Raw genomic sequence first — 22,505 nt, 5'->3', positions numbered from 1 at the left:
AACAGGCGTCTCGATGGCAGGAGGTTTGACTTGGCACAAACCCGTTTCATCCCGATGCCGAACGGTGGGGACGGCGCACCTTGGAGGCGGGATATGGCCCTTCAGCGAGGAATTACGGGGGCAAGCCCCGAAGGGGCGCCGCCCCCGCATGGGGCGGGGTTACGAACGCTATAGGGTCAGATTCGATTTATTGAATCCCCGTGTATTTTCGGAGAACGACGGCAGGCGGGCGTGGGCCGCGCGTCATGAAGGAACGTGGGAAACGTCGATGGGAGATAGCGAGGTCGCGGGTAGCGGGTAGCGGGGGCGGCGCGCGAAGGATCCGGCCAAGCCCGACGGCGCGCGAAGCCGGCGTGCCTGTTGGGGCACGCGCGTTGTCAGCCTTTGCGCAGCCAGTGCATCAGGTATCGCGCCGGGTCGATGGCGTCGGCCAGATCGCTGCCGACCGGCCACGGTTCGCCCTCGATCTGACTGGCGACCAGCTCCGCGCACAACGACGCGAACACCAGGCCCCGAGAGCCGAACGCGAAGCTGGCATACAGGCCGTCAAGGCGCGGCAGATCTCGGAGATGCCCGCCGCCCAGCTGTTGACGTTGCGTGTCGAGAATGGCCATGTCAGGCAGTTGCCCCGCCATCGGCAGGCGGTCGGGCACCATGGAGCGAAACGCCGTGCGCCCGCCCAATTCGGCGGCGGCGTGCTCGCTCGCCAGCCCACCATCACCGAGCGTGTTCGCATGGGCTGGCAACAGCGCGGCAAGCCGACGCAGATTGGCCTGGTGATCGGTGACGCGTATGGCCTCGGCCGGGTCGTCGAAGCCGTAGGTCGCGCCTGTGATGGGCCCAGTGCCCCCCAGCGACGACGGCGTTACGTAACCGTCTCCGCAGACCGGCACGCGCAGGTCGGTCAACATGTCGGGGGGCAGGAACGTCAATTGCCCGCGCACCCGTTTGACGGGTAAAAACTCGGGCGCGAGGTACGGCGCGAGCAGTTTCTGGGAGCTGTCTGCGGCCGTCACAACGATGGCGTCGGCCTCGGCCAACACGTGACCCGCTTCGTCGATCGCGGTCCAGCGGCCATTGCAGCGTTCGAGCCGTTCCACGTTCACGCCGTAGCGGGCATCGAGCAACGGCCCGGCAGCAACCAATTCGGCCCGGCAGAGCATCGCCGGCGCCAGCCAGCCGCCTTCCGGAAACCAGACGCCGCCGCGCGCGAGCGTTTCGCCGGCAAGCGCCGATGCTTGCGCCGCATCAACCCACTTCGCGTACGTCTGCGGATACCGGTGCGCCGCTATGAGTTGCGGCAACGCGTGCGCCTGATCGTCGTCCGTGGCAACCTGGAGCAAGCCGTCGGCATGCCCGGGCAGTCCACCCGGCAGCGTTCTCCACTGCGAGAGTGCGTACAGAAAGCCCGCCCGCGTCAAGCGAGACAGCACGTTATCGTCAACCGAGAGTTGCGGATGAAAGACCCCCGCCGGGTTGCCCGACGCCGCCGTGCCAGGCGCTTGTGCCCGTTCGAACAGGCGCACCCGCCAGCCGCGGGCGACAAGACGCCGCACCATCGCCGCCCCCGCCATTCCCGCGCCGACCACAATCGCCTCACGGGCGCGCTGCGGGGGCACGGTGGGCGGATCGTAACGCCGCATGCGATAAGGCGGCGCGTAATCGCCCGCAAGCACGTCCGGCTTGCCGCCGTGTCCGGCACGCGGGGCGACTTGGAAACCCGCGCCGATGAGATCACGTCGTACCGCTTCGACGGCGGTATGCGTCGCCAGCGTGGCCCCGTCACGTGCCAGACGGCCAAGCGTCTTGAAGACGTTAGGCGTCCACAGATCGGCGTTTTTTTCAGGCGTGAAACCGTCGAGATAAAACGCGTCCGCGCCGGCTCGCAGCGACGGCATCAGATCGAAGAAGTCGCCGAAACCGACGCTCAGGACCACGCCGGGCGCCGGCTCCAGCCGGTGCCAGCCTGCCACGGGGCCTGGCCAGACGTCGCACAGCTTCTGTACCAGCGGCGCGAGTTGCGTCATGCCGGGCAGCACGAGCATCGCCTCGAGACAATGCCGTAGATCCTGCACCCGGAACGGAAACTTCTCCACCGACACGAAATGCAGCCGCGCGGGCCGTTGCGGATCGTCCCGCCAGGCGGCCCACGTTGCCAGGAAATTCAGACCCAGGCCGAAGCCGGTCTCGACGATCACGAAAGCCTCGCGACCGCGCCAGCGTTCGGGCAGACGGTTGCCGCCCAGAAAGGTATGTCGCACCTGACCGAGCGCGTCGTCGGTGCGGTGATAGGCCTCGTCGAAGACTGTCGAACAGGGGGTGCCGTCCGCGCCGGTCGCGGGTTCTGCCGGCATGATGGGACTGGCGCCTTCGCGACGCTTCATTCGCCGCCCCGCTCTTCTGTCACGATCTCGATGAGTCCCGGTAGCGACACCACGCCCAACCATTCGCCCGCCTCGTTCGCCACGGGTACCCAGTCGACGTGCAGCTTGCCGACGGCGCGCAGCGCGCCGACCAGCGTCATCTCGCCATCGAGCGCTTTGCACGGCACGATCACCTCCGTCCAGACAGCGGGTTCGCCGGTGGCCTGCCGCCGCCACCAGCGTGCGGCGTCGAGTGTTCCGACAAGACGGCCGTCCTGGTCGCGGACGACAACGTTGCGATAGCCGGTGGCGATAAAGCGCTCGCCGAGGGCTTCCGAGGTCATGGCGTCGTTGACGACGGCGTCGTTGTCCGTCGCCAGCGACGACAGGCGCATCTCGCTGCCCTCGCCAGTCATCGACAGCCATCGGCCTGCCACCTGATTGCGGCGCAGCGATTTTGCGTAGACGGAATCCGCGCGTAATGTGTGAGCTGTGATGTAGGCCGTCACGCACGCCAACATCAGCGGCAGCACGACCTGATAACTCAGCGTCATCTCGAAGATCATCAGAATCGACATCAGCGGCGCATAGGTCGTTGCCGCAAGGAACGCTCCCATGCCGACCACGGCGTAGCTGCTCGCCACCGAGGCGGCGGCGGGCGCGAGCGCATTCATCGCCATGCCATAGAGGCTGCCGAGCGCGGCACCGACGAAGAGCGTCGGCGTGAACACGCCACCCACGGCGCCGGAGCCCGCCGACGATGCGGTCGCCAGCACCTTGAACACCAGCACCATTGCGAGCGCTTGCCATGCCCAATGCGTGTGCAGGATCGAGTTGACCACGCTGTAGCCGTTACCCCAGACGTGCGGCACCTTCAGCGACAGTATCCCCACGATGAAGCCGCCAAGTGTGAGGCGCAGGAACAGCGGCACGGGTAGCGCGCTGAAACGATGCTTGGCGGTGTCGAGCAGGCGCAGGAACAGCGGCGCGAGTACGCCGGCGAGAATGCCGAGGCCGACGTAGAAAAAGACTTCCCAGCCGGAAACGAAATCGAAGCGAGGCATCTGGTAGACCGCTTCGTAGCCGAGAAACTGACGGATGACGATATTCGCGATGACTGAGGCGACGACCAGCGGGCCGAGCGTTGCGGTTGAAATCGAGCCGTAGACGATTTCGGAGATGAACAGCGCGCCCGCGATCGGCGCGTTATACGCCGACGTGATACCGGCCGTCGCCCCGCAAGCGACGAGCAGGCGCAAGCGCTCGGGCGGGAAGGCGAGCATGCGGCCGACGAGCGACGCGAACATTGCGGCGAGTTGCACCATCGGCCCTTCCCGGCCGATCGACGCGCCCGAGGCCACCGAGCACAGCGACGACAAGCTTTTGACCAGGGTCTGGCGCAGGCTCAGCACGCCGGTGCCGATGGCAATGGCTTCCATGTAGTCGTCGGAGCCCTTCTTCGGCACCCACAACGTGGCGAACTGCAGGATCAGCCCGGCGATCAGGCCGCCGGTGGTCGGCAGCAGCAGGCGTTGCCACCAGTTCAGGCCTTGCGCCAGCTCGACCATGCCGCTGCGATGGCCGGCGAGGAGAAATTGCAATCCCGAGAGCGCTTCGCGAAACGCCACGGTGGCCAACGCTCCCAGCAGACCGACGATGCCGGCAAGCAGCAACGTGATTTGCAGGGTATTCGGGGCGAACTGACGCCGCACCCATACAACGACGGGCGATTTCGCCCAGGCAGATACTGCTGACACGGATAAAAGACAGTCGAGATCGGAATTGGGTCTCATGGTATCGAGCGACGCTCATTTTTGAAAGCGCGCCGCTGGACGGGGGATTTACGCAACAAAAACTGAGTGATGCTCAGATAATGTGATTTTTGGGCGCCGCCGACAGTCCGCGCGAAGCGGTTCGAGCGGACTCGTGCTCGAACGCGTCGGCGTGCGGGGAAGATGGGAGAGCAGAGCGACGGATCAGTCGGGGGCTCCGGGCGCAGTATTCGGATACGCCTTTACGCTGTCCTTGAACGATTTCACCATCTTGAGCATCGGGCCGAGCACCCATGTGTTGCGCACGAGAATATCGGTCTCTTCTTTCGGATCCTGAATGAGATGGAAGAGGTAAGGCGACTCGAGCTTATTTGCGCCGGCGTTCACATACGGCTCCCACACGAAATGGAGTTTCCAGTCGCGCCATTTCACCGCACGCAGTTCGTCTTTGATATAGAAGAGAAAACCTTCCCGGTTCGAAGCAGTTTCTTTGCCGAGAAGAAAGTTGAGCTGACTCACGCCGTCGATGGGTCGTCCGTCGTCGGGCATGTCCCCGTCGATCAATTCTGCAAAGGTGGGTAACAGATCGACCACGTGGACGATCTGATTGTTGACGTCGACAGGAATTTTGCCCGGCCAGCGCGCGATGAACGGCACACGCAGGCTGCCCTCCATTGCCGTATGGTAAGTGCCCGTCCAAGGGCCTGCCGTGCCGCGATAAGGCGCGCGGAATTCGGGGCCGTTGTCGCTGCAAAATATCAATAGCGTGTCGTCGGCAATGCCGAGCGCATCGAGCTGGTCGACGATCTGGCCCACGCGGAAGTCCATTTCCGCGAGCGAGTCCGCGAATTCGCCCATGCCTGTCTTGCCCTCGAAATCCTTGTGAGGCAACGTCGGGAAATGCAGATGTACGAGCGGCAGATAGAGGAAAAACGGCTTGGCTGCGCGCACGTTGCGCTCGATGAATGCCTTGGACCGTTCGACCAGTTCCTCGTCGATGGTCCGACGCGTTTCCAGATCGTAGAGCTTGACGTTGCGAGACGGCTCCCCCTTCTTGCCTTCCATGATGTACGGGAGTTCAGCAACGCTCGGATCGAAACCGATCGAGCTCGTGAACTGTGTCTCATCGGTGGTGCGTGGAATGCCATACCACTCGTCGAAACCGCGATCCGACGGGTAGCGGCCGTCGATATCCCCCAGATGCCATTTGCCGTAATGCGCTGTCGCGTAGCCCGCGGCCGACGCCATCTGTGCGAGCGTCCATTCCTTGCGTTGCAGTCCTTGCGGCAGCCCCGGCGGTACCGACTGGAAGGCGCCGGTCCGAATCGGATGGCGGCCTGTCATGAGTGCGCTGCGGGTGGGGACGCAGTCGCTTTCGACGTTGTAATTCAGGAGACGCATGCCGCTTGCCGCGAGTGCGTCGATGCGGGGCGTTGCGGCGCCCCGCATCATTTCGCCGCCGCCGTAGCAGCCCAGTTCGCCCCAGCCCAGGTTGTCGGCGACGATCAATACAATATTCGGTTGAGTGCTCATGATAAAACTCGATACGGACGGTTTAGTCAGCAGGTTGATGGTCGCCGAACTTTCGGAGGCAAATCAGCAGTGAGATCACGCTGATGACGGCAGCGACGGTGATATACACCGCCGGCACCAATCGGCTGTGGGTCGCGCTAATGCCCCATGTCAGGATCAGCGGTGCAAAGCCGCCGAAGATCGCGACCGCCAGGTTGTGCGTGAGCGCGAGCCCTGTGGTGCGCACGCGGCTTGGGAAGAGTTCACTGAGCACGGCGGGCATCGGACCCTGATAACCGCTGATCGCAACGCCGAGCACGGCACAAATGATGATGAACGCAAACGGTGTCGGGCTTGCAATCAGCCAGGCGAAAAGCGGCACCGCCACCAGACCGATCAGTGCCGCCGCGACGAGCAGCGTGGTCTTGCGTCCTTTTCGATCGGCGATCGCGCCGGCAATCGGACACGCGACCATTTGCAGCGCGCCCATCAATAAAGTGCCGGCGAAAGCTAGCGACGAATCGATGCCGAGCTGGCGCGTTGCGAACGTCGGCATGTAAAGCACGATCACATACGAGGACGACGTCACCAGCACGTAGATGCCGATGGCCAGGGCGAGTCGGACCTTGTTGTTCTGGAAGGTGACGCGCACCGGGCTGGTCGCACGGGCGTCTTTCGCGAACACCGGCGTCTCGTCTACATGACGACGGATCACGTACGCAATCGGAATAATCAATAAGCCGAAGAAGAACGGCACGCGCCATCCCCAATCCAGCATCTGCTCGGGCGACAGATAGTGCGAGAGCAGCGTGCCGAAGAGCGATGCGAGCACCGCCGTACCGCCTTGTGCGGCCATCTGGAAGCTTGCATAGAAACCGCGTTGGTGACGCGGCGAATGTTCGACAAGAAAGCTCGTTGAGGCGCCGAACTCGCCGCCTGCGGAGATCCCCTGAATCAACCGTCCGGCCACGACGATGATTGGCGCAGCGATGCCGATGGACGCATATGACGGCGTGACGGCAATCATCAAGGTGCCCACCGCCATCAACGCTATGCTCAGCGTAAGACCGCGCTTGCGGCCATAGCGATCCGAGTAAGACCCGAGAATCAGCGCGCCAAGCGGGCGCATCAGGTATGAGGCGCCGAATGTGCTAAGCGCGACGAGCAGCGACGTGAGTTCGCTCGCCGACGGGAAAAATAATTTCGCGATCGTGACGGCGAAGAATCCGTACACCACCAGATCAAACCATTCGAGCGCCGTGCCGATCGTCGCGGCGACAACGACGGTGCGCAAGCGACCGCCATGGTTTGGTGCTGCCAACGTCGCGGCCGCGGCCGAGCTTTCCACGTTTGTCATGTCCATGTCCTGTTTCCGCTGTCTCCATACGGTTTTCCGTAGTCGTGACAGGAAGTATTGGCAGCACAAATTCGTGGTACAAGCACGGGATCGCTATTTTCAATAACCAATGGTTATCATGAACCTCGACGATTTGCGGTATTTCCTGGCGATTGCCGACACCGGACTGTTGCACCGGGCGGCTGAACAGGTCGGGGTAAGTCAGCCGGCGCTGACCAAAGCCGTTCGCCGCCTGGAAGCAGAACTGGGTGTGGCGTTGTTCGAGCGCTCGCCGAAAGGGATGTTGCTCACGCGATTCGGCACCGAGTTTCAACGGCACGCTGCATCGTTGCGCACCGCGTACGAAGACGCGCTGAATCAGCTTGGAGAAATGTCGGCCGGAGAACTGGCCAAGGTTCGACTGGGGGCGACGCCGGCGGCTGAGCCGCTCGTGGATCGTGCATTTCTGGCACTGGTCAGGAACCGCCCCGCGCTACGTCTGGATCTGACGGTTCAATTGTCCGATACGCTGATCCGGGGACTGCTGGACGGAGAGATCGATCTGGCGGTCGGCCCATTGCCGGCAGAGTTGCCGGAAGCCCTGCGAGCCATCCCGCTTCTGACGGAATCCACGTTTGTCGTATGCCGGGCGGGTCACCCGCTTTGCTCGACTACCGGTAGCGTTTCGCCGAGCCAGCTTGGGAGCTACCCATGGATTTTGCCCGGGCACGGCGTCTCCGCGCGGCAGCAAATCGATGCGTACTTCAGGAAGCACCGTGTCGAAGGACCGCGGGTCCAAGTGCAGAGCAGTTACAGCTCCCCGGTCGGCGTGTTCTTCCTGGTCGCCAACACCGACATGCTCGGCATCTGCAGCACACAGCATCGCCCGGTGGCCGAACAGTTGGGGCTCAAGACCCTGGTTGCGAGCCAAGCGACGTGGTCCCGTCAGATAGCGATCCTGACGCGCAAGAGCGGCTCACTCTCTCCATTAACGCAAACGTTTCTTCAACTGATCGTTGAAGAGGCGACTTTCAGCGCCTGATAAGCCCCTAAGCAGACCGACCAAGCTGGCAAGTGGCAACGCAATTTGCAAGGTGTTCGGGGTGACGTGATGGCTCACCCACACAGCCAGGGGAAATTTCCGCCCTAAAACCGAGTAATGCTCAGATAACGCAATTTTGCCGTCGTGGATGGCGTATTCATCATGCGAGTTGAATGCCAGCGACGAGGACATCGATTTGCCGATTCCCCCGTTCTCATCTCACAGCGGCAAACGTCAGAGACGGCGACCGACGCGGAGATTTTCTGAGCGTTCTTCAGATAAAGGTAAATTTTGAGGCCGCAAACGCATTGGAACGCACGCGCGTGACGGTTTCCCCGAAGCGGTTGGCTACCGACAGGGCTATGGGCCGATGGCTGTGCCGTGTGACGCACCGTCTGATGAAGCCCGTGAAGCCCTCCGTCATTGCACCTGGCCACATTCCACGCGGTGAAATAGAATGGCGCGCAATTGAATTGGATTTGAAGAGTTGTCTGCGAATGGCAGTGAACAAAAAAGCCGCACAAAAAACACCCGTGCACCTGGAAGATCAGTTGGGTTTCGCGCTGTACTCGGCATCGCTTGCCATGACGAAAGCCTATAAACCGGTGCTCGATAGACTGGGTCTGACGTATTCGCAATACCTGGCGATGCTCGTGCTTTGGGAGCAGGACGACATTGCCGTCAATCAGCTTGGTGCGCGCCTCGGACTCGACTCCGGCACGCTGACGCCGCTGCTGAAACGACTCGAATCCATGGGGCTTTTGACGCGTCGACGAGGCGAAGTGGATGAACGTCAGGTGTTCATCGATCTTACGCCACGAGGGGTGAGTCTGCGTCGTGACGCGCGTCAGGTGCCCGCGCAAATACAGGCGGCTACGGGTCAGTCCGATGCCGCGCAAAAGACCTTGCGCACGCTGCTTCTTCAGCTCAAAGACACCCTGAACGACGCTTGATCTCAAGCGAAACGCGCGCTTCCCTTTGGGTAAGCGCGCGTCATTCAATTGTGCGCAATGGTTTGCGCGAACGGGGAAAGATCAGCTAGCGGGGACGAGCGATTCAATGCCATCGATCTTGTCGACGGTATAGCCGGCATTGCGCCAGGCGTCGAGTCCACCGAGCAGCGGACGAACTTCCGCGAAGCCCTGCTGACGCAGGCGCTGCGCCAGGCGCGCGGCCGACACTTCGTTCGGGCACGCGCAAAACACGACGATGCGGCGATCGCGCGGCACATCTCGCAACTTTTCCTCGATTTCGCTCGGGGCAATGGCCAGCGCACCGGGGATCGTGAACGGATCGACCGCCCGAAGCGCGGCGGAGCGCACGTCAATCACAACGGGCGTGACGTCGTCTTTCATCCAGCTTTCCAACGTCTGAACGCCAATGCGCGCCATGCGTAGCGAGCGCAGCAGACGGTATCGATTGAGCCAGCGGTTGAGCAGATACAGCGCGAAAACGAGCACGATCAGCCACAGCACGCCGCGGCCGAGCGTGTCGAAGGTGTCGAGCAGGGCGACGATGTGCGAGGCGAAGCCCACGCCGAGCGCCACGGCGACACCCGACCAGACCAAAGCGCCGATTGCGTCGTACATCAAGAACGTGCGCCACGACACCCCCAGCGCACCAGCCATCGGCACCGACAGCGCCGAGAGTCCCGGCACGAAGCGGGCAAACATCAATACGCGCACGCCGTGGCGGCCCATCGCACCCTCCGTGCGGCTCACGCAGGTATCAGGCGAGATCGACAGGCGGCACATCAGCCGCAAAATATGGTGGCCATAGCGGCGTCCGGCGAGAAACCAGAGCGCGTCGCCCAGCAGCGCGGCGCCGATCGCCAGCGCGACGATCAGCGGCGCCGGGAACAGCGATGTCGACGCCGTGACAATGAGTGTGGGATAGGCCGGCAACGGCAGCCCCAATGCCTGTCCGAAGATATTCAGAAAGACCAGCCAGAGCCCGTAGCGGGCGATCAGATCGAACAGCATGCAGGATCCCTGTCGGCAAATAGTCGCAATACCGCATGGTAGCGTCCGGCGGTCACAGCCAGAAGCCGCGAAGCGGAGACGTAGTGTTGCTTTTCTGGAACGATTGCGGCGTCGCGTTGCGACGGGTGGGGTTCGGGGACCTCACGGGGCGCCCGCGTCAGTGCCCGACCGCCGCCTGGGCCCCGCGCTTCGGTCGAGTCAGCCAGACGAGCACCGCCATGGCGAGAAAGACATATCCCGACAGATGAAAGATGTCGTTCGTCGCCAGCATGAACGATTGACGTGTCACGAGATCGTTGAGCATGCCGAAGTCGGTCCCGTTCGCGAGTTCCAGTCCTTGGCGCAGTTGGTCGAGATAGCTCGTCGTCGCGTTGGAATACGGCGTGAGGTTCTCGGCAAGCCGGGCGTGATGGTAGATCGCCCGGTCCTCCCACAGGGTGGTGCTCACGGCTGTGCCGATAGCGCCCGAGAGCGTGCGGAAGAAGTTCGACAGGCCGGCCGCCGCCGCCAGGCGCTCGTCGGACATGCTCGAGAGCGTGATGGTCGTCATCGGCACGAAGAAGCACGCAATGCCGATGCCCTGGACGAGCCGGGGCTCGATCACCTTCGCGAACGACAGATTCAACGCGAAGTGCGAATTCCAGAACGACACGCCGGCGAACACGACAAACGCGAACGAGGCCACCGCGCGCAGGTTCAGCCGGTTCATGTTCTGGCCGATGATTGGCGAGAGCACCAGCGCCAGCAGGCCCACGGGGGCCGTTGCCAACCCGGCCTTGCCTGCCGTGTAGTCCATCACCGTTTGCAACCACAGCGGGAAGATGACCACCGAGGCGAAAAATGTCATGAAGCCGAACGAGATCACCACGACGCCCAACGCGAAGTTGCGATCCTTGAACAGCGTGAGGTCGACGATGGGCTTGTCGGACGTCAGCTCCCAGATAATCAGGAACGACAGGCAGATGGCCGCGGCGAGCGCGAGCGTGACGATCAGGCCGCTGTTGAACCAGTCGCGGTCCTTGCCGAGGTCGAGCATCATCTGCAACGAACCCACGCCGATAGCCAGCAGCGCCAGACCGATCAGGTCGATGGGCAGCTTCTGGGTCTTCGTCTCATGCCCGCGCAGCAGGACGAAGCAGGACACGGCGGAGAAGATCCCGACCGGCACGTTGATGTAGAAGATCCATGGCCAGGTGTAGTTGTCGGTGATCCATCCGCCCACCACGGGACCGAAGATCGGCGCGACGATCACGGTCATGGCCCACAGGCCGAGTGCAAGACCGCGTTTCTTTTCCGGGAAGCTGCGCAGTAGGATGGTTTGCGAGAGCGGCACCATCGGGCCGGATACGAGCCCCTGCAGCAGCCGGAAGAGGACGAGCGTCTCCATATTGGGCGCCAGACCGCACAACATCGACGCCACGGTGAACGCCGCGACCGACGACACGAACAGCTTCGCCTCCCCAACGCGACGTGCCAGCCACCCGGTGAGAGGCACCGCGATGGCCGCCGCCACCGCGTAAGAGCTGATGACCCATGTGCCCTGGCTGTTCGATACCCCGACGCTGCCTGCAATGGTGGGCACCGCAACGTTGGCGATGGACGTGTCGAGCACCTCCATGAAGGTACCCAGCGCGAGGCCTACCGTGAGAATCGCCAGTCGCGTACCGGTCAACGGCGCGCCCTGCGGCGCTGCGGTGGCGTTTGCGGTGGCTGCGTCGGCCATGTGAAGTGTCTCCGTGGAATGCTGGCCGGGTCGCAGCGACTCGGGCCAATGTGATTCCCGGATGGTGCCGCAGAACGGCGATGGTGTGCGACGAGGGTTTGGAATTCTCGCTCTAAATCGTCAGGATGCGCGCCGATTGGCTGATCGGACGGCGCGCGTTTGCGCGGATCACGCGCCCGGTAAGGGTTTGGGACGAGACTGTTTCGTTGGGTGTAATCGACGTGCGGCAAATGATCTTCGTTTGGCGAACGCAAGACGTTTTTGCCCCTTGACGTCGCCGGGCCGTCGAGATTGAATCGCCGCTGACGTCCGACGTGTGCGAAGCCACGTCGCGGCCCCCTGGGCGTCGTCGTGCAGGCTCAACTACCGTTCGCTCGTCCGCGCTTTTGGCACCCCGGCGACTGCGAAATCACAGGATCAGCCCATGCAGCCAGGTAGCGTCGTTCCGCTTCAGTACAGTGAATTCCTCGTTCTGCTCTCCTTCGTGATCTCGGCGCTGGGGGCCTATGTGGCGTTGGTGGCCGCGTCCCGTATTCGCGACGACGACGGCCGCATCAGTGTCGGCTATCTCGTGGTGTCGGCCCTGGCCTTGGGGGGCATTGGCATCTGGGGCATGCATTTCATCGGCATGGCTGCGCAGCGCATGCCATTCCCCGTGTCGTATTCGCTATGGCCGACGCTCGGCAGCCTACTGTTGGCCGTGGTGGTTTCGGGGGCGGCGCTCTGGTATGTTGCGCGCGCGCCCTATCGCAATGCCGTGCGCTGCGTGATCGGTGGCGTGGCGGGTGGCTTGGGCGTCGCGGGCATGCACTACCTGGGGATGAACGCCGTGCGCACGCAGGCGTATTTCGAATGGAATACGGCCATCGTCGCCCTGTCGGTGGTCACTGCGATCGTGGCGGCGAGTGTGGCGCTCTGGCTGGCCTTCCATCTCGAGACGAGTCTGCAACGAGCGCTGGCGTCGCTGGTGATGGCGGTGGCCGTTTGCGGGATGCACTACACGGGCATGCGCGCCGGCACGATCATCTGCACGTCGTCCACGCCTGCGCAGGTCAGCATGCGGCTGCATGGCGACATGCTGCCGTATGCCGTGTTCCTGATCGCCTGCGTGGTCCTGCTCGCGATGGCGGTGCTGCTGTATCGTACGTCGCGTCGTCGGCGCGAGCGCATGGCGGCGCGCCTCGACGCCCTCATGCGTCAGCACGCGGGACCTGTCTGACCTCGCAGTGGCATGCGTCTGAAATGCGAAACGCCGGCCCGTCGAAAAGACGGGCCGGCGTATTGATGGCTGAGCGCCCTTCGGCGCCGCGCACGGTTCAGTGCAGGATGGGGCTGCCTCCGACAGGCATGACATCGCCTGTTTCGATCAGGTCGGCGATGAAGAACGGTTCGGTGTTGAGTTGTTTCGATGCACCGGGCTGGCCGGAATACCAGCACACCATTGCCATGTCGCCCAGCACGCGGGTGACGATGCCCATGGCACCCTGCGGCACTGCGATGTGATTGGATTTGACGATCGATCCGACTTGCACTTGAGCCTCCTGCGAATGACGAAAAACCGATGCACCAACCGGTCGGCCAATGCATCGTCATCCGACTATACCGTATTGCGTTATTGGCATCGCCGATTTCTCGGGAGCGGTCGTGCTAAAGCCGTCGGACGCTCCGCCGTGGTGTTGCGCGAGCACGCGGTAGTGCGGGCCACGTGGCGTGCGCACCGAGTGGACGAGCGCATATCCCTCGCAATGCCACACGATCGGACGGGGATTCAGATCGGACGGCGCGCGCCGCGCATGGCGCAGCAGCGTCACATGCGGGCGAAACGATTGCGTGACGACGGGCGCGCCGGTTGCGCGCCATTGCGAGAGGAGTGCATCGCGTGTGGCGGTGAGGCTCTCGGGCACACCGGTCGCGCCAGCCCAGACAACCTTGCGATCGGCCCAATAGCCCAGATGGTCGAAGGTGAGCGTGAACGGCGTGAGCGGCGTGCGTTGCATGAGCGCGAGCAGTACCGGCAGACGGGTGGGATCGACTTCGTCGAGAAAGGCCAGCGTCAGGTGCAGCGTTTGGGCACGCAGTACACGTCCGCCGCATTCCGCGTGAGCTGAAGCGGCCCACTCGTGAAGCTGCGCACGTACACCTGACCCAGGCCACAGGGCAAGGAAGAGTCGCATGAGAACACCACAGGTTGGATCCTGCTGATGATTCTCATAGTAGACGGGCTACCGGTCGAACGCCAGTTGGGCCGGGGGCGGGCGAGCGGTACCCGACGCTTCGACGAGGCGCGCTCGCTGGCAGCAAAAGCGTGAGGCTGGCGCGGTGCTCGTTCCGTCAATTGGTCGAGATGGCGGGGGTGATGCCGCGACGGCCGCGGCGGGGCGACTCCGCCGGTTTCTCTTGGGGTTTGGCCTGCACGGGCGGATGCATGATGCTGTTCCAGTTGTTCTGGATGGCGGTATCGGCGGTGTCGTGGGAGATGGCGCGTGAGATGTCGGCGCTCGGATTGAAGACGCTCGATCCCGTGGCGCCATTGGCGCCGGCCGACGTCGTTGCATTGCCTGGGTTGGCTGCTGAGGGGGTGTTCTGTGCGTGAGCGTGCGTCGTCAGCATGAACGTGGCGCAGACGGAGACGATGATGGCGGGCAGAATCACCCGGCGGGAGGTTTGCAGCACGGGCGTGTTGAGCGTACGTTGGCCGGTGGAATCGTGGGTCATCAAGTGTCTCGGGCAGAGCGATGCAACGTCGCCGACAGCGCATGCCGGGGCGACGTCGGGATCACGTCATTTTTATGGAATCAGTAGCTGCCGGGCGGGGGCTTCCAGCCCGGGGGCGGTGGCGGCGGTGGCGCATAGCGCTGCACCGGTTGGGGCGGCATCATCATGTCGCCGCGAACCGGGACACGATTGCCGGCCGCATACATGCACTGAACGTAGGCCTGATCATAGCGGCTTTGGGTGACGTATGCAGACGATTGCGCGTTGCCCATGCCGACGGCACTCCCGGTGAGCAGGCCCGCCCCGGCACCGATGGCGGCGCCAGAGCTTCCGCCGAAGGCTGCGCCGGCGGCCGCGCCGATGGCCGTGCCGAGGACGGCGCTGCCGATCGCGCTGTTGTTGGCAGCGGTGGCGGTATCGAGTCCGCCGTTCTGGCCGGAGGCGTATTGGCGGCAGTTGAAATCGTCGCGACGGAACTGGTCGAAAGATTTACCGGTGCCGGGTAACGCCATGAGACTCGGGCCGGTGGGGACGACGGCGCATCCTGCGAGCGTCGCGGCGGCGATGACGATGGCCAGCGGTGCGGTGAGACGTTGCGCGCGCCGCTGGCGTCCGGTGGCGGGCGTTGCTTGGGGCGATTGAGGCGAGGCAACCGACTGATGACGCGCTCGGGAGACTGACGATTCGAATGACATGGTGCGTCTCCCGATCAGTTCGACGCCGGTTGCGCGGGCACTTCGCGCCATCCGGCCGGACACGTTTTCACGTAGGGGTAGTAGGCGCCGGCCTTGTCGCAGTAGTACCAGGTGTCGCTGTTCGCGCCGGACGGGTCGCCCTGAGCGCCGGGTTGCGGTTGTTCGATGTACTGCTGCGGCTGGCTGGGAACGACGACAACGGGGGGCGCGTAATACGGCGCAGGTGGATAGTAGGGATAGCCGTACGGGTAGTAGCCGGGGCCGACCCAGACACGCACACCACCGCCATGCCAGGCGAGCGCGCTGCTGCTGGCCATGGCAGCGGCCATGGCGACGACGCCAAAGCCGAGGACAACAGGGAGACGTTTCACGACACTGACCTCGAAATACGAACGCCGGGCGCGGTGGATTCCGCCTCGCGTACGCGTGTCGTCAACGGGGGGAATGTGACCCGACGAGACGCAACGCCGCCCGGGAGTTGATGATTTCCAGTCTAGGCCCGTCGCCCCGACGGAGCAATTACGACGCCTGTGAGAAGTGTTTCAAAGCATTACGTTTTCTATGGGACGGCACGACGATGGCGGACTTTCGCAACGCGCAATGCCCATCACTTCCCGATACAAAACCGGCTGAAAATCACCCCGAGCAGATCGTCCGATGTGAATTCACCGGTGATCGTGCTGAGTTGCTCCTGCGCGAGGCGCAACTCCTCGGCGAAGAGATCGAGCGCGCTTGCGTTGCGGCGAGCATGCGCGTCCGCCATCTCGATATGGTCGCGGGCCGCGCGCAGTGCCGACAGATGTCGTTCGCGCGCGAGAAACACCCCTTCATTGCCCGCTTGCCAACCGGCAATCTTGAGCAGCTCCGCGCGCAGCAGATCGATCCCCTGCCCGCCCTTTGCCGATAGCCGCACGCCGAGCGGCGCCGCGCCCTCTTTCGGCAACACCGTCGCCGGCTCGCCCGCCAGATCCGTCTTGTTGTACACACGCACGATGGGCACATGCTTCGGCAACTGCTTCGCGATGACCTGGTCTTCCGGCGTCATGCCGGTGCGCGTGTCGAGTAAATGCAGCACGGCGTCCGCCTTCGCGATCTCGCTCCAGCTACGCGCAATGCCGATGCGCTCGACTTCATCCTCCGTTTCGCGCAAGCCCGCCGTGTCGATGATGTGCAGCGGAATGCCGTCGATCTGAATCGTTTGTTGCACCTTGTCGCGTGTGGTCCCGGCAATCGGCGTGACGATGGCCAGCTCCGCACCGGCCAGCGCGTTGAGCAACGACGACTTGCCCACATTCGGCTGCCCCGCCAGTACCACATTGATCCCCTCGCGCAGCAACGCGCCCTGCCGCGCTTGCGACAGCACCCGCGCCAGTTGCGAGCGAATCCGCTCGAGCTGCCCAAAGGCATCGGCTGCCTCCAGAAAGTCGATTTCCTCTTCCGGGAAGTCGAGCGTCGCCTCGACCAACATGCGCAGATGAATCACCAGATCCACCAGCGAATGAATTTCGCGCGAGAACGCGCCGTCGAGTGACCGGCTCGCCGAGCGCGCCGCAGCCTCGGTGCTCGCCTCGATCAGATCGGCCACGGCCTCCGCTTGCGCGAGATCGAGCTTGTCATTCAGAAACGCGCGATGCGTAAATTCGCCCGGCGTCGCCAGGCGTACGCCCAGTTCCGCCCCTTCATCGAGACACCGCTGCAACAGCAACTGCAGCACGATCGGTCCGCCGTGACCCTGCAATTCCAGCACGTCTTCGCCCGTGTATGAATTCGGGCCGGGGAAGTACAGCGCGATGCCGCGATCGAGCGCCTCGCCGGTGGCATCGAGAAACGGCAAATACGACGCATGACGCGGCTTGAGCGGCTGGCCGACCAGATGCGCGATCACACGCTGCACGGCGTCGCCGCGATGCTTGCCGAAGGACACCCGCACCACGCCGATCCCGCCGCGTCCGGGGGCGGTGGCAATGGCAGCAATCGGGACGGCGGAGACAGTGGCGCTCATGGCACGGTTCTTTGAAAATCAGAGGCTTATTTTGACATGTACCAAACAAAACCGCCCGCGAGAGACTCGCGGGCGGCTGTGTCAGTCAGACGGTCGGACCGGAATACGTCAGGCCGCCTTCTTTTCCTTCTTGTTGCCGAGCATTCGGTTGATCGACCATTGCTGTGCAATCGACAACGAGTTGTTGACCACGTAGTACAGCACCAGGCCCGAGGGCAGGAAGAGGAACATGAACGAGAAGATGAGCGGCATGAACATCATCATCTTGGCTTGCATCGGATCCGGCGGCGTCGGGTTCAAACGCGTCTGGATGAACATCGACACGGCCATCAGCACCGGCAGGATGTAATACGGATCCTGCGTCGAGAGGTCATGAATCCAGCCCAACCACGGCGCACCGCGCATTTCCACGGACGAGAGCAGCACCCAGTACAAGGCAATGAACACCGGAATCTGGATCACGATCGGAATACAGCCGCCGAACGGATTGACCTTCTCGGTCTTGTACAGCTCCATCAGGGCCGCGTTCATCTTCTGCGGATCGCTCTTGTAGCGTTCGCGCAGTGCCTGCATCCGCGGCGTGATTTCCTTCATGCGCGCCATCGACTTGTAGCTCGCGGCCGACAGCGGGAAGAACACCAGCTTGATGATCACGGTCACGGCAATGATCGCCCAACCCCAGTTGCCGATCAGCCCATGCAGCTTCGAGAGCAGCCAGAACAGCGGCTTGGCGAGGATCGTGAAGTAACCGTAGTCCTTCGTCAGCTCCAGGCCGGGCGCAATCTGCTCGAGCATGTGCTCTTCCTGCGGACCGGCGAACAAGCGCGCATCGACCGTCTCGCTGCCACCGGCCGGAATGCTCGCGAGCGGTTCTTTCACGCCCACGCGATACAGGCCGTTGTCCAGCTTGCCGATGTAGTTGTCACGCTTGGCGCCTTCCTTCGGAATCCAGGCCGTGGCGAAGTAATGCTGCACCATGCCGATCCAGCCATCGCTCGACTGCTTGACGTACTTCGCCTTGTCCTTGTCGATGTCGCTGAACGTGATCTTCTGGAACTTCTCGTCGCTGCTGTAGACCGTCGGGCCCGTGAACGTGTGCGAGAACTTCGCGCCGCTGATCTCACGGCCGTCGCGCACCAGTTCCATGTACAGCGTCGGCTGAATGGCGGCGTCGGACTTGTTGACGATCGTGTTCGACACGTCGATCACGTAGCTGCCGCGATGGAACGTGTAAGCACGTACCAACTGCAGGCCGCCCTTGACCGGCGATTCGAACTTCACGGTCAGTGTGTCGCCCGTCATCGTGGTCGGGCCCGGCACCTGCGTGAAGATGTCGTTGTGGTTCGGGAAGTCGCCGCCGATCAGACCCGTGCGAGCGTAATACTGCTGGCTCGGCGTGTTGTCGAACAACACCACGTGCTTGTCGGCCTCGGTGGCGTCGGGCCATTGCTTGAGCGCCAGGAACGACACGGTGCCGCCTTGCGCGCTGATGTCGGCGTCATAGACGTCGGTCGTGATGCGGACATTCTGCGCAGCGGCAGCGGCCGGCGCGTTGCCCGGGGCACTCCCCGCCGCGGGCGCCGCGTTGGCACCTTGTGGCAGGTCGTTGGCCGGCGTCGGACTTCCGCCCTTGGCGGCCGGGGCGGAGACCTCGGGCGTCGGGAAGAACAGCGACGAATGGCCATTGGCGCGTTGCCAGTTGTCGAAAAGCATCACGACAGACAGCGCGAAAATGACCCAGAGAACGGTGCGTTTGATGTCCATGCGGTAACTCGTGGTGGACGAAACTCAGGAATGGCCCGGCGCGCGGCACGTAACTGCCGATGCGGCCGCAGGCCCGGACGAGACCGTCTGCCTGGCTCGCGACGTGCCGCTTCCGGCGGCCGTATCGGCGGCGCCTTGGTCGGTGTTATCGGGAGCGTGACAGACGTGTCGAGCCGGCGGTACAGGATCGAAACCGCCGGGGTGAAACGGATGACAGCGACATAGACGCCGGGCCGCGAGATAAGTGCCGTAACCGGCACCGTGCTCGACGATGGCCTCGCGCGCGTAGTCGGAGCAGCTCGGATGGAAGCGGCAACGGTTTCCCAGCCAGGGACTGATCACCAGCTTGTAACCGCGCAGGAGCAACAACAGCACGCTTCGCATCTCGACTCCGCCTGTCAGTCCGGCCGAAGTGGCCGGTTGGGCGGCGCATGCCCGGGGTCGGGCGCTACCGTGTAGGACTCACTACCTTCTGTCTTGGCGTCGGTCGTGCGGCGCTTGCGGGCGGCTTTCTCTGCCGCGTCGAAGAGCTGCGCGAATTCAGCCTGGCACAGTGTATTCAACACTGGCGCGGCCGCCGCCGTGTACGTCCCCTTGTCGAAGCGCCGGGTCAGTCGCAGCACGAAGTCCCAGCCGGCCAGCGCGGTGCGGCGCTGGCGAAACATCTCGCGCGCCTGACGCTTGATCAGGTTGCGAGTGACCGCGCGGGGCGCGTGCTTCTTACCGACGACAATACCGATGCGGCCCTCATGAGGCGTGGCATCGATATCGACAAGGGCGTCCGGCGCAGACTCGCGCCAACGCATATACAACACGAAGTGCGCGCTGCGGCGCAAAGGACGCAAACTAAAAACGGATGAAAACTCATCCGTTTTGAGAAGTCGCGCAGCTTTGGGAAACCCCATTGCCGGGACTTCGCGCCTTGCGGATTTGACGCGCAAACCGCGGTACGACCGAGAACCGCGATTAGACGGCCAGGCGCTTACGGCCCTTGGCGCGACGAGCGGCGATGACCTTGCGGCCGCCACGGGTCTTCATGCGAACCAGGAAGCCATGGGTGCGCTTGCGGCGCGTCACGGAAGGCTGAAATGTACGTTTCATGATGCACTCACTGTGTGAAAAAATTCCCGCGCAGCAGCATCGTGAAACGCCACATGGACACCGTGAAAACCTGCAAATTCAAGGACTTTCACGCGCGGCCCAGCCGTCGGGAGTTGGATAGAATCCGGTTATCTTTCTAACGAACCCGCTATTTAATCGGCTTTTCCGTTGTGTGTCAATAGGTTAGCCATGACACGCGATACGCCGGTACGCGACCGGCACCGTCGCCGGCGGAGATCGGCCAGCCAGCGGCCTTCCGGCGGTCGATGATGGCTGAAATCGCTTGAATCGCTGATTTCTGCCGATAGGGAAACACCTGACGACGAAGATATCCCGGCGGTCGCGGCAAATCGTCGTATTTGCTGGGCATTTATGCAGGGATGGCGCGAAGTCAGGCGGGTTAACGCGGCCCGCCCGCCCGGAGACGCCGGCGCTGTGGGCATTCCTGTGGATAACTCGCTTTGCCAACGCTTTGGCGGTAAAATCCCCCATCATTTTTTTTCCCAGCAGAGTACCGGTGACGCCGCCATGTGGACAGCGCGCCGGGTTTTGTCGTCTGCGCGCGCCGACACCGGCCGTACGCGCGAGGCAAAACCCGAACGCAGCGCCATGGTTCGTGGTTTGCCGGGTACCTGCAATGCGCCGCCGGTCTGACTCGACCCCGGCCGGTCGTGGCCGTCCGAGCGTTGCTCGGGAACGGGATCGCCGGCTTGGTTTGCGACGTTCTGCCCCCATGTCTGATGTATCGGATAGTGGGTGGCATGAGCGTCGGCCGAACGAGTCGGACGAGCGCCCGCGCCACCTGGATACGCCCTGCATGAATGACTTCTGGCAACACTGCGCGACACGTCTCGAACAAGAGCTGACGCCCCAGCAATTCCGTACCTGGATCAAACCGCTGGCGCCGCTCGACTTCGATGAACAGGCGCGCACGCTCAAGATCGGCGCACCCAATCGCTTCAAGCTCGATTGGGTGAAGAGCCAGTTCTCCGGGCGAATCCAGAGCATGGCGTCGGACTTCTGGAATGCGCCGATCGAAGTAACGTTTGTACTCGATCCGAAGGCTGGCATGCGCGTGCCTTCGTCGACCCCCGCCCCCACGCCTGCGCCGAGCGCGGCGCCTGCCCCGGCGCCCGTTGGCGGCGCGCGTGCGAATCCGGCCGTGGCTGCGTCGCAGGCTCCCGCGAACGGCGGTCGTGGCGCCGATTCGGCGTCGCTCGACGGTGAGCGCCCCGATCTGGAAGCGAGCGAGGCCGACGCGGTGCGCCGCAATTGGCGGGTGACGCCGCAAGAGCCAGTGCAATTGGGAGAAGTCGAGTCGATCTACGAGCGCTCGAAGCTCAATCCCGTGCTGACCTTCGACAATTTCGTGACCGGTAAGTCGAATCAGCTCGCGCGCGCCGCGGCGATCCAGGTCGCGAACAATCCCGGCACGTCGTACAACCCTTTGTTCCTTTACGGCGGCGTCGGCCTGGGTAAGACCCACTTGATCCACGCCATCGGCAACCAGTTGCTGGCCGAGAAGCAGAATCCGCGTATCCGGTACATCCATGCCGAGCAGTACGTGTCCGACGTGGTCAAGGCCTACCAGCGCAAGGCATTCGACGAATTCAAGCGCTACTACCACTCGCTCGATCTGTTGCTGATCGACGATATTCAGTTCTTCTCGGGCAAGAGTCGTACGCAGGAAGAATTCTTCTACGCTTTCGAGGCGCTGATCGCGAATCGTGCGCAGGTGATCATCACGAGCGACACGTATCCGAAGGAGATTACCGGCATCGACGACCGGTTGATTTCGCGCTTCGATTCCGGGTTGACGGTGGCCATCGAGCCGCCCGAGCTGGAAATGCGTGTGGCCATTCTCATCAAGAAGGCGCAGGTCGAGGGCGTGGGGCTGTCGGAGGACGTGGCGTTCTTCGTCGGCAAGCATCTGCGCTCGAACGTGCGTGAGCTGGAAGGCGCGCTGCGCAAGATCCTGGCTTACTCGAAGTTCCACGGTCGCGAGATCACCATCGAACTGACGAAGGAAGCGCTGAAAGATCTGCTGACGGTTCAGAATCGTCAGATTTCTGTCGAAAACATCCAAAAGACCGTGGCCGATTTTTACAATATCAAGGTCGCGGACATGTATTCGAAAAAGCGCCCGGCCAATATTGCACGACCGCGGCAGATCGCCATGTATCTGGCGAAGGAGCTGACGCAGAAGAGTCTGCCGGAAATCGGCGAGCTGTTTGGCGGGCGCGACCATACGACGGTGCTGCACGCGGTACGCAAGATTGCGGAAGAGCGCAGCAAGGATGCGCAGCTCAATCATGAGTTGCACGTGCTGGAGCAGACGCTCAAGGGGTAAAGCCGGGCGGATGCGCGGGGTGGCGGGCGGGGTCGCCGGCATCCCTGTGGATAAGCGGGGGGCGGTTTGGGGGAAACTGGCGTTTTCGGGCACAATAGCGGGTCGGCGCACAAAGCGTCCCCGGTTCGTCCACAGCGTTTTCCGCCCT

The 22,505-nt window shown here is 63.1% G+C and carries 19 protein-coding genes and 1 pseudogene; 4 read left to right on the top strand and 16 right to left on the bottom strand.

All coding sequences use genetic code 11. From position 1 onward, the window contains the following. Positions 1-377 precede the first annotated feature (377 nt). From mnmC to PCE31106_RS16250, 4 genes are all read right to left on the bottom strand, one after another. On the bottom strand, positions 378-2,384 hold the full coding sequence (mnmC, locus tag PCE31106_RS16265) for a bifunctional tRNA (5-methylaminomethyl-2-thiouridine)(34)-methyltransferase MnmC2/FAD-dependent 5-carboxymethylaminomethyl-2-thiouridine(34) oxidoreductase MnmC1 (protein ID WP_150563985.1): 2,007 nt from the start codon (positions 2,382-2,384) through the stop codon (positions 378-380). After that, the gene (locus PCE31106_RS16260; protein WP_437343825.1) at positions 2,381-4,156 is read right to left on the bottom strand and encodes a ClcB-like voltage-gated chloride channel protein; all 1,776 of its coding nucleotides are present in this window, start codon (positions 4,154-4,156) and stop codon (positions 2,381-2,383) included. The genes mnmC and PCE31106_RS16260 overlap by 4 nt, the downstream gene beginning before the upstream one ends. Positions 4,157-4,339: 183 nt before the next feature. Beyond that, positions 4,340-5,668 (bottom strand): arylsulfatase, encoded by a 1,329-nt coding sequence (locus PCE31106_RS16255; protein ID WP_150563984.1) that lies wholly within the window; start codon positions 5,666-5,668, stop codon positions 4,340-4,342. A gap of 22 nt (positions 5,669-5,690) precedes the next feature. Beyond that, the gene (locus PCE31106_RS16250) at positions 5,691-7,010 is read right to left on the bottom strand and encodes an MFS transporter (protein WP_437343824.1); all 1,320 of its coding nucleotides are present in this window, start codon (positions 7,008-7,010) and stop codon (positions 5,691-5,693) included. 112 nt (positions 7,011-7,122) lie between these two features. Here PCE31106_RS16250 and PCE31106_RS16245 point away from each other — a divergent pair, with 112 nt between their 5' ends. After that, positions 7,123-8,025, top strand: coding sequence for a LysR family transcriptional regulator (locus tag PCE31106_RS16245; protein WP_174975234.1), 903 nt, complete (start codon positions 7,123-7,125; stop codon positions 8,023-8,025). A 497-nt stretch (positions 8,026-8,522) separates the two neighbouring features. Next, complete coding sequence (locus tag PCE31106_RS16240; RefSeq protein ID WP_150564013.1) at positions 8,523-8,978, top strand: MarR family winged helix-turn-helix transcriptional regulator; 456 nt, start codon at positions 8,523-8,525, stop codon at positions 8,976-8,978. Positions 8,979-9,059: 81 nt separating this feature from the next. Here PCE31106_RS16240 and PCE31106_RS16235 read toward each other — a convergent pair whose 3' ends face one another. Together PCE31106_RS16235 and PCE31106_RS16230 are read right to left on the bottom strand one after the other, a co-directional pair. After that, on the bottom strand, positions 9,060-10,007 hold the full coding sequence (locus PCE31106_RS16235) for a DedA family protein/thiosulfate sulfurtransferase GlpE (protein WP_150563981.1): 948 nt from the start codon (positions 10,005-10,007) through the stop codon (positions 9,060-9,062). A gap of 157 nt (positions 10,008-10,164) precedes the next feature. Continuing rightward, positions 10,165-11,730: a DHA2 family efflux MFS transporter permease subunit gene (locus PCE31106_RS16230; protein ID WP_150563980.1), complete on the bottom strand. Its 1,566-nt coding sequence runs from the start codon at positions 11,728-11,730 to the stop codon at positions 10,165-10,167. A gap of 424 nt (positions 11,731-12,154) precedes the next feature. Between PCE31106_RS16230 and PCE31106_RS16225 the strand changes: the two genes are divergently transcribed. Continuing rightward, positions 12,155-12,949, top strand: a complete 795-nt coding sequence (locus PCE31106_RS16225) for an MHYT domain-containing protein (RefSeq protein ID WP_150563979.1) — start codon at positions 12,155-12,157, stop codon at positions 12,947-12,949. A 97-nt stretch (positions 12,950-13,046) separates the two neighbouring features. On the opposite strand, the gene PCE31106_RS16220 is transcribed toward PCE31106_RS16225, so the two are convergent. The 10 genes and pseudogenes from PCE31106_RS16220 to rpmH form a co-directional block, all read right to left on the bottom strand. Beyond that, complete coding sequence (locus PCE31106_RS16220; RefSeq protein ID WP_017233878.1) at positions 13,047-13,262, bottom strand: hypothetical protein; 216 nt, start codon at positions 13,260-13,262, stop codon at positions 13,047-13,049. Positions 13,263-13,319: 57 nt separating this feature from the next. After that, a complete protein-coding gene (gene thpR / locus PCE31106_RS16215) occupies positions 13,320-13,904 on the bottom strand; it encodes an RNA 2',3'-cyclic phosphodiesterase (protein WP_017233879.1) in 585 nt (194 codons plus the stop codon). A 157-nt stretch (positions 13,905-14,061) separates the two neighbouring features. After that, positions 14,062-14,445: a hypothetical protein gene (locus tag PCE31106_RS16210; protein ID WP_150563978.1), complete on the bottom strand. Its 384-nt coding sequence runs from the start codon at positions 14,443-14,445 to the stop codon at positions 14,062-14,064. Between the two features lie 80 nt (positions 14,446-14,525). Further along, positions 14,526-15,140, bottom strand: coding sequence for a YMGG-like glycine zipper-containing protein (locus PCE31106_RS16205; protein ID WP_150563977.1), 615 nt, complete (start codon positions 15,138-15,140; stop codon positions 14,526-14,528). A 14-nt stretch (positions 15,141-15,154) separates the two neighbouring features. Beyond that, on the bottom strand, positions 15,155-15,511 hold the full coding sequence (locus PCE31106_RS16200; protein WP_150563976.1) for a hypothetical protein: 357 nt from the start codon (positions 15,509-15,511) through the stop codon (positions 15,155-15,157). Between the two features lie 236 nt (positions 15,512-15,747). Next, positions 15,748-17,142: a tRNA uridine-5-carboxymethylaminomethyl(34) synthesis GTPase MnmE gene (gene mnmE, locus PCE31106_RS16195; protein WP_150563975.1), complete on the bottom strand. Its 1,395-nt coding sequence runs from the start codon at positions 17,140-17,142 to the stop codon at positions 15,748-15,750. Positions 17,143-17,250: 108 nt separating this feature from the next. Beyond that, on the bottom strand, positions 17,251-18,906 hold the full coding sequence (gene yidC, locus PCE31106_RS16190; RefSeq protein ID WP_017233885.1) for a membrane protein insertase YidC: 1,656 nt from the start codon (positions 18,904-18,906) through the stop codon (positions 17,251-17,253). A gap of 174 nt (positions 18,907-19,080) precedes the next feature. Next, positions 19,081-19,290 (bottom strand): annotated as a pseudogene (gene yidD, locus PCE31106_RS24565) (membrane protein insertion efficiency factor YidD); the annotation flags it as partial. Positions 19,291-19,304: 14 nt separating this feature from the next. After that, positions 19,305-19,811 (bottom strand): ribonuclease P protein component, encoded by a 507-nt coding sequence (rnpA, locus tag PCE31106_RS16180; RefSeq protein ID WP_083902298.1) that lies wholly within the window; start codon positions 19,809-19,811, stop codon positions 19,305-19,307. A gap of 61 nt (positions 19,812-19,872) precedes the next feature. Next, complete coding sequence (rpmH, locus tag PCE31106_RS16175) at positions 19,873-20,007, bottom strand: 50S ribosomal protein L34 (protein ID WP_010806664.1); 135 nt, start codon at positions 20,005-20,007, stop codon at positions 19,873-19,875. A gap of 817 nt (positions 20,008-20,824) precedes the next feature. Between rpmH and dnaA the strand changes: the two genes are divergently transcribed. Next, entirely contained in the window at positions 20,825-22,357 is a 1,533-nt protein-coding gene (gene dnaA, locus PCE31106_RS16170) for a chromosomal replication initiator protein DnaA (RefSeq protein ID WP_150563973.1), read from the top strand. Positions 22,358-22,505: the final 148 nt, after the last annotated feature.

Source organism: Pandoraea cepalis, assembly GCF_902459665.1.
Taxonomy (GTDB): Bacteria; Pseudomonadota; Gammaproteobacteria; order Burkholderiales; family Burkholderiaceae; genus Pandoraea; species Pandoraea cepalis.
The sequence above is the reverse complement of the archived record's forward strand: the minus strand, read 5'-3'. Positions and strand labels throughout refer to the sequence as shown.